We start from the raw sequence: 8,072 nt of genomic DNA, 5'->3' as shown, positions 1-8,072 counted from the left end.
CGGCGTAAACAACCTATTGGCACACAACAACTAGCCCCCATCGGCCGCCCGCGCGCATGCGCCCCCCGAAGGGCGCGGGCGCGGGCGGGGCACGGGCCGGACGCCCGACGAGTGCGGGCGCGCGGGCGGACGGAAGCGGGGCGGGCTCCCGCGGCGCATCCCGTCGGGGATGTTCCGCACGGGAGCCCGCCCCGTCTCATGCCGCCGCCCCAAGACGGCGCGAAGCCTACGCTTCGGCGGGGTCCGGCATGCCGTCCCCCATGCTCCACGCGCGCGCCGACGCGCAGCAGCCGTCGAGGGACACGCTCAGCGCATCGGCCACGGGGAACCAGCGCGTCGACATGACCGTGCGCCCTCCCTCGGCGAAGACCTCCACCGCGGAGCCGTCGACGAGGACGCGCAGGCTGCCCAGGGATTCGAGCGGGACCGACCTGCGGGTGCGGCCCGCCCCGATGCCGTCGGGCCGGCAGGCGTCGCCGATGAAGGTGCAGGAGAGCTCGCGCCCGTCGAAGGCGATCTGGAGCCCGCCGTCGAGGGTGAGGCGCAGCGGCCCCTCGATCCCAGCGAGCTCGATGTCGGCCCTGCGCCCGGGGAGCACCATGGTGCCCGGGACGGCGAGCGGCTCCTCGGCCTCGCGCAGGCGTTCGAGCTCGGGAGCGGGGAGCTGGGCGATCGTCCCGTCGGCGAGGCGCGTGAGCACGCGCGGGACGGTGAGGCAATGGCACCAGGTCAGGCCGTCGGGCGCGCTGTCGAACGGCGGCTCGGGCACGCCCATCCACCCGATGAGCAGGGTGCGGCCGGTTTCGTCGGTGAAGGACTGCGGGGCGTAGAAGTCGAACCCGGCGTCCCACCGGCGGAAGGCGCGGACGTCGACGGACGCCCCGGGGGCGCTGAGGTCGGTGCCGTCGGGCATCGGGACGTATCCGGACTGGTCGCGCATGCCGTTGGACCAGGGGAGCCCCTCCATGCCCTGCGGGCAGAAGGAGAGGTGGACCCGGCCGTCGAGGACGATGCGGTCGGGGCATTCCCACATGTAGCCGAAGGGCTCGGGCGAGCGGACCTCGCCCGCCGACGTCCATAAGACGCCGTCCTCGGAGCGCATGAGCAGGATGAGGCCGCGGTCCTCGACGTCGCGCGCGCCAAGGATCATCCACCAGCCGTCCCCGTCACGCCAGACCTTGGGGTCGCGCACATGGCAGGTGCAGTCCGCGGGGTAATCGGCGTTGCGCAGGATGACGCGCTTGGGCCCGAGCGCCATGCCGTCGTCGCTCTCGATGAGGATCTGCGCGGCGCGCCTGCCGGTGCGGATGTAGTCGAAGTCACCGGGCTCCTTGACGTTGCCGGTGTAGTAGAGGCGCAGGGCGTCCCCGCCGTCGGCCGCGGCGCCGGGCATCACCACGGCGCAGCCGGAGTAGGAGCCGGAGGCCTCGTCGGCGGTGTCCGGTCGGACGACCATGCCGTGGTGCTCCCAGGTCACGAGGTCCCGGCTGGTGAAATGCCCCCAGCCGCGGGGTGCGTCCGGCGCGGGCCATGCGGGGCTGTACTGATGGAACACGTGGTAGATGCCCCTCAGCTGGCACAGGCCGTTGGGGTCGTTGAGCCAGCCCGTGGGGGGCATGAGATGGAATCCCATCTTCCAGCGGCTGCAATCCATCGGTTCCTCCTGAATCTGATCGGGTGTTCGGGCTGGGCGCGGGGCGGGCCCGTGCGGGTATCTGGGTCAGGTGCCGGGGCGGGTGACGCGACCGGTGCCGTGCGGGCACGTGCGGGTGTGCGCCCCGCGTCCGGCGGAAGGGGTCGCCTGCCGGGCGCGGGGCCGTGTCGCGTGCGGTTCCGTACGGGCCGGGCGCGGGCGCGCGGGATCCACCCGGACGGAGCCGTCTGCGGCTACGCCACGGAGACCACGGGGTCGCCGGGCTTCACGGGGCCGTCCGCCAGCGCTTCGACCGAGGCGTAGTCCGCGGTGTTCGTGACGATCACCGGGGTGACGGTGTCGAGCCCCTGCGCGCGGATGTACTCGAGGTCGATGTCCATGAGCGGCTGCCCGGCGGCCACATGGTCGCCCAGCTTGACTCGGGCCGTGAACGGCTTGCCCTCGAGCACGACGGTGTCGATGCCGATGTGCATGAGGACCTCGGTCCCCGCATCGGTCTTCATGCCGACGGCGTGGCCGGTGTCCGCCAGGACGATGACCGTCCCGTCGGCGGGCGCGTACAGCGTGCCCTCGTCCGGGACGATCGCGATGCCGCGCCCCATGCACTCGCTCGCGAAGACGGGGTCGGAGACCTCGGTCATGGCGATGGCGGTGCCGGAGAGGGGGGAGACGAGGGTGCTCGCGGCAGCGGCGGCCGGGGCGGCGGCAGCGGCGGCCGAGGCGGCGGCGTCGGACGCGGTGGGCTCGGGTTCACGGGAGGTCGGGGCGGAGGGCGCCTCGACCGCGGGCGCGGGCTGGGAGGCCGCCGACGCGTCCTCCGGATCGCGGTAGAGCATGAACGAGATGCCGAAGCTCACGAGGCCCGCGATGGCGAACATGATGATGTACTGCACGGGCTGGTTGAGGCACAGCAGGATGCCGAAGATGCCGGTGACGCCCGTGCCGGAGGCGGCGAGGCCCACGATGGAGGCGAACATGGCGCCCAGGCCGCCGCCGATGCAGCCGGCCACGAAGGGCTTGAAGAAGCGCAGGTTCACGCCGAAGATGGCGGGCTCGGTGATGCCCATGAACGCGGACAGCGAGGAGGGGAGGGCCAGCGAGCGGATCTTGACGTCGCGGGTCTTGATGGCGACGGCGAGCGCGGCGCCCGCCTGGCCGATGTTGGCGGCGCTGGCGAGCGGCAGCCAGTAGGTCACGCCGTACTGGGCGATCTGGCCGAGGTCGATGGTGGTGTACATCTGGTGGATGCCGGTGACGACGGTGGGGGCGTACAGAGCGCCCATGATGAGGCTGCCCAGGCCGAGCGGCAGGGTGAGCAGGGCCTGGATGGCGCCCAGGATGGCGTTCTCCGCCCACACGAAGACGGGGCCCACGGCCAGCATGGTGATGTAGGCGGTGGCGGCGACGGACACGAGCGGCGTCACGAAGAGGTCGAACGCCTCGGGCACGACCTTGTGCAGGCGCTTCTCGATGAAGGCGAGGATGCCGGCGGCGATGACGATGGGGATGACGTGGCCCTGGTAGCCGGTCCACTCGATGCTGTAGAGGCCGGGGATCACGGCGTAGGTCTGCCGCACGCCCTCGGTCGCCACGGTGTTGGCGTTCTGCAGGCCGGGGTTGATGAGCAGCATGCCGATGACCGCGCCGAGGTAGGGGTTGGCGCCGAACGCCTTGGCCGCGGAGAAGCCGATGAGGATCTGCAGGAAGGTGAACGCGGTGTTGGAGACCAGGTTCAGGATCTGGTACCAGGCGTTATCGGTGGACAGGGTGATGAAGCCGTTGGAATCCATGAACGACAGGGCGCTCATGATGCCCAGCAGCAGGCCGGACGCCACGATGGCGGGGATGATGGGCACGAAGACGTCGCCGAGCAGCTTGATGGCGCGCATGAACGGGTTCTTCTGCTGCTGCGCGGCGGCCTCCTTGGCCTCGGCCTTGCTGGCGGCGGTGATGTGCCCGAGGGCGATGAACTCGTCGTACACCTTGTTGACCGTGCCGGTCCCGTAGATGACCTGCAGCTGGCCGGACGCCTTGAAGTTGCCCTTGGCCCCTTCGGCGGCGTCGACGGCCGCCTGGTCGACCTTGGAGTCGTCGGCGATGACGAGGCGCAGGCGCGTCGCGCAATGCGCGGCGGACACGACGTTGTCCGCGCCCCCGATCGCGTCCAGGATGTCCTGGGCGGCTTTGCGATGATCTAGTGCCATAGGATCCTCCGTTGCTCGCGTACCCGATGAGCTGATGTGCCGTTACATATGGAATTAATCTCATATGTAATCGTTCTCATACCGTAGAAATACATCAGACTCCGTTGATTTGTGCATGTGGAATCGGTTCCAGCTGTGAGCGGTATGAAAGCATCGGTGGATGGCGGGGGATCCCGATGGCGGCGCGGGGAGCGCCGTCCCGGTCGCGGAGGCCGTCCCGCGCGAGGCCGCCTCGCCCGCACGCCTCGGGGTCCGGAGCGGCCACGGAAAACGAGCGCCGCCGTATCGCCGGCGGACAGGGGTCCGGCCGCTCCGCCCCGCCGCCCCGCGCGAGGCCGGGGCCGTCGCCCTTGCGGCCCGGTCAGCGGGTGGACGCGCGCACGACCAGCTCGTAGCCCATCTTGATCTCGCGGGGGATGGCGTCGTCGCCCGTCATGAGCCCGACGAGCATCTTCGCCGCCTCGGCCCCCGAGGTCTTGTAATGGTGGTGGACGGTGGTGAGCCGCGGCGTGACGATCTGCGAGAGCTCGCCGTCCCCGACGCCGGTGACCTGGACGTCCTCGGGCACGCGCCGCCCGTGCTCGCGCAGGTAGGTGAGGGCCCCGTAGGCGATCGAGTCGGTCGCGCACACGATCGCGTCGGTCTCGGGGCGCGCCTGCATGACCTGCTCGGTGCAGGTGTAACCCGAATCGACCGTGAACTCCGCGGTGACCTGGGCCTCGTCGGGCACCTCGACCCCCGCCCGCGCGCAGGCGTCCGTGAAGCCGCGGTGGCGCATCTCGCCCGCGGAGACGTCCTCCTCGAACACGCCGATATAGGCCGGGCGGCGCGCCTCCTTGAGCACGAGGGCGGTGATGTCGCGCAGGGCGTCGTAGTCGTCCTGGTGCACGCTCGAGTATCCCGGGAGGTTCTGGTCGAGGATGACGACGGGCACGTTGAGTCCCTTGATGGCGTCGAGGTGCTCCGGTGTGAAGACCGTGGCGATCAGGATGACGCCGTCGACCTGCCGGCGCTCGGCGAACAGCCGCATGAAATCGACCTCGCGGCGGGCGTCGTTGTCGGTGTTGGCGAGGAGGACCTGGTATCCGGTGTCGTTCAGCACCGGCGTGATGCCCGCGACCATGCGCGAGACCGAGGCCGAGTTGATCTTGGGGATGATGACGCCCACGACATCGGTCTTGCCGGTGCGCAGGGTCTTCGCCTGGCGGGAGGGGACGTAGCCGGTCTTGTCGATGACCCGCTTGATGGCGGCGCGCTTCTCCTGGGAGACGTACCCGTCGTTCAGATAGCGCGACACCGTGGCGCGCGACACGCCGGCCATCTTCGCGATCTGGTTGATGTCCATGGCCACCCCTCTCGTTGCCTGTTGGGATTGTATCGCAGCGCGCCGGCGGATCGGCCGGCTCCCGCCCCGCGGCGGCCGGGCGGCATCCGGTCGCCGCGGTGCGGGGCCGGTCGATCCGCCGGCGTTTCTCGCCGCGACGGGCCGGCTGTTGGGCAACAATGGGGTGGACGCGGCCTTGAGGACGGACGAGCGGGAGGGCATATGGGAGCGAACGGGGCATCGGGGCGGCACGGGCAGCCGGCGGCGATCCGCGTGCGCGGCGCGCGCGTGCACAACCTGAGGAACATCGACGTCGACATCCCGCTCGGCGAGCTCGTGGGCATCGCGGGCGTATCGGGCTCGGGCAAGAGCTCGCTCGCGCTCGGCACGCTCTACGCGGAGGGGTCGCGCCGCTACCTCGATGCGCTGTCGACCTACACGCGCCGGCGGATCTCCCAGTCCGCGCGGGCGACGGTCGACGAGGTGCTGCACGTGCCCGCCGCCCTCGCGCTGCGCCAGCGCCCCGGCGTGCCGGACGTCCACTCGACCTTCGGCACCTCCACCGAGCTGCTGAACGTCCTGCGCCTCATGTTCTCGCGCCTGGGGAGCCATCGGTGCCCCTCGTGCGGGCATCGCGTCGCCCCGAGCATGGACGTGGCGCGCATGGTGCCGACGACCTGCCCGAACTGCGGTACCGAGTTCTACGGCCCCGGCGCGGAGGACCTGGCGTTCAACAGCGGCGGCGCGTGCACCGCATGCGGGGGCACGGGGATCGTGCGCACGGTGGACGAGTCGACGCTCGTGCCCGACGAGTCCGTCTCCATCGACGACGGCGCGGTCCTGCCGTGGGGCACCCTCATGTGGGACCTGATGAAGCAGGTGTGCGCGGCCATGGGCGTCCGCACCGACGTGCCGTTTCGCGAGCTCACGCCCGAGGAGCGCGACATCGTCTTCCACGGCCCCGCCGTCAAGAAGCACATCCTGTACCGGGCCAAGAAGGGCGACAACTTCGCCGAGCTCGACTTCACCTACTACAACGCGGTGTACACGGTTGAGAACGCGCTGTCCAAGGTCAAGGACGAGAAGGGTCTGGCGCGCGTGGCGCGGTTCCTGCGCGAGGAGGTCTGCCCCGAATGCCACGGGACGCGCCTGTCCGAGCGCGCCCGCGGGCCGGTGATCGACGGGATGGACCTCGGCGACGCCACGGCGATGACGCTCGACGAGCTGGCGGAGTGGGCGCCGACGGTCCCCGCCCTCATGCCGGAGTCCATGCGGCCCATGGCCCGGCTGATCTGCGCGGAGCTGGACGAGCCCATCTGCCGCCTGCGCCAGCTCGGGCTGGGGTACCTCTCCCTCGACCGCGCGAGCTCGACCCTGTCGACCGGGGAGCGGCAGCGCGTGCAGCTCGCCCGCGCCGTGCGCAACCGGACCTGCGGCGTGCTCTACGTGCTCGACGAGCCCTCCATCGGCCTGCACCCCTCGAACGTCGAGGGGCTGCTCGGCGTGGTGGACGACCTGCTCGCCGACGGCAACTCCGTGGTGCTCGTGGACCACGACGTCCGGGTGCTGCGCCATGCCGACCACCTGATCGAGATCGGCCCCGGGTCGGGCGCCGACGGCGGGCGCATCGTCGCCCAGGGCACGGTCGCCCAGGTCGAGGCCGCGCCCGCGTCGCGGATCGGGCCGTTCCTGGCGGGTGCGCGCCGGGTGCGGACGCGTCTCCGGGCGGGTTCCGACGAGATGTTCCGCGCCGGGGCGATCGAGCTCGCGACCGATGCCGTGCACACGGTCAAGCCCCTGTCGGTCCGCATCCCGCGCGGCCGCCTCACCGCGGTGACGGGCGTGTCGGGTTCGGGGAAGACGACGCTCGTGCTCGAAAGCCTGGTGCCGGCGCTCGCTGCGGCGGCTGCGGGGGAGCCGCTGCCCGCCCACGTGCGCTCCGTCGACGCGGCGGGCATCGCGCGGGCGAACCTGATCGACGCCACGCCCATCGGGGCGAACGTGCGCTCGACGGTGGGGACCTACTCCGGCGTGCTCGACGACCTGCGCCGCGCCTTCGCCAAGGTGCCCGCGGCCCGGGAGCGCGGGCTCAAGGCCGGGGCGTTCTCCTACAACACCGGGTCGCTGCGCTGCCGGACCTGCGACGGGACGGGGCAGATCTCGCTCGACGTGCAGTTCCTCCCCGACGTCGACATCCCGTGCCCCGACTGCGGCGGCGCGCGCTACGGCCGCGAGGCGTACGGGATCCACCTCGCCGCGCACCGTGCCGGAGGGGCGGCTGCGGGGAGGGCGGCGGACGGTGCGGCCGCGGGCAGCGGGGCCGGGGCGGGGGATGCCGCCCGCGGCGCGACCGCGGGGGCCGCGGGCGACGGGGACTCGGACGGCACCGGCCCCAGCCTGCCCGACCTGCTCGCGCTCACGGTCGACCAGGCCCTCGCGGAGCTCGACGGCTCGGGGCTCAGAAGCGCCCTCTCGAAGCTCCGCGTCCTGCGCGACCTGGGGCTTGGGTACCTCACGCTCGGTGAGGCGACGCCCGCGCTGTCCGGCGGCGAGGCGCAGCGCCTGAAGCTCGCGAGCGAGCTGACGCGCAGCCAGGCCGACGCCCTGTTCGTGTTCGACGAGCCCACAATCGGGCTGCATCCGCTCGATGTCGAGGTCCTGCTGGGGGTCCTGCAGAGGCTGATCGACAACGGGGCGACCGTCGTGGTGATCGAGCACGACCTGGATATGATCGCGAACGCCGACTACGTGATCGACATGGGGCCCGGCGGCGGGGACGCGGGCGGGCGGATCGTGTGCACGGGCACGCCCGAGCAGGTCGCCGCCTGCACCGAGAGCGTGACCGGGCGCTATCTCGCCGAGGAGCTGCGGTAGGGCCGGGCGGCCCGGG

General features: G+C 71.7%; 4 protein-coding genes. 1 reads left to right on the top strand and 3 read right to left on the bottom strand.

Translation table 11 applies throughout. The annotated features are described in order from the left end of the window. Positions 1 to 226: 226 nt before the first annotated feature. The 3 genes from PHA29_RS06660 to PHA29_RS06650 form a co-directional block, all read right to left on the bottom strand. A complete protein-coding gene (locus tag PHA29_RS06660) occupies positions 227 to 1,654 on the bottom strand; it encodes a glycoside hydrolase family 32 protein (protein WP_270848780.1) in 1,428 nt (475 codons plus the stop codon). Positions 1,655 to 1,887: 233 nt separating this feature from the next. After that, complete coding sequence (locus tag PHA29_RS06655) at positions 1,888 to 3,858, bottom strand: PTS beta-glucoside transporter subunit IIBCA (protein WP_270848778.1); 1,971 nt, start codon at positions 3,856 to 3,858, stop codon at positions 1,888 to 1,890. A 361-nt stretch (positions 3,859 to 4,219) separates the two neighbouring features. Beyond that, entirely contained in the window at positions 4,220 to 5,203 is a 984-nt protein-coding gene (locus PHA29_RS06650) for a LacI family DNA-binding transcriptional regulator (protein WP_270848776.1), read from the bottom strand. A gap of 201 nt (positions 5,204 to 5,404) precedes the next feature. On the opposite strand from PHA29_RS06650, the gene PHA29_RS06645 reads away from it, so the two are divergent. Next, complete coding sequence (locus PHA29_RS06645; RefSeq protein WP_270848774.1) at positions 5,405 to 8,056, top strand: excinuclease ABC subunit UvrA; 2,652 nt, start codon at positions 5,405 to 5,407, stop codon at positions 8,054 to 8,056. Positions 8,057 to 8,072 lie beyond the last annotated feature (16 nt).

Origin of the sequence: Candidatus Collinsella stercoripullorum (assembly GCF_027669965.1) — a bacterium.
GTDB lineage: Bacteria > Actinomycetota > Coriobacteriia > Coriobacteriales > Coriobacteriaceae > Collinsella > Collinsella stercoripullorum.
The sequence above is the reverse complement of the archived record's forward strand: the minus strand, read 5'-3'. Positions and strand labels throughout refer to the sequence as shown.

Excerpts from the sequence above, each read along its gene's own strand:
- PHA29_RS06660 (WP_270848780.1), bottom strand. The coding sequence starts at position 1,654 with ATGGATTGCAGCCGCTGGAAGATGGGATTCCATCTCATGCCCCCCACG.
- PHA29_RS06655 (WP_270848778.1), bottom strand. The coding sequence starts at position 3,858 with ATGGCACTAGATCATCGCAAAGCCGCCCAGGACATCCTGGACGCGATC.
- PHA29_RS06650 (WP_270848776.1), bottom strand. The coding sequence starts at position 5,203 with ATGGACATCAACCAGATCGCGAAGATGGCCGGCGTGTCGCGCGCCACG.
- PHA29_RS06645 (WP_270848774.1), top strand. The coding sequence starts at position 5,405 with ATGGGAGCGAACGGGGCATCGGGGCGGCACGGGCAGCCGGCGGCGATC.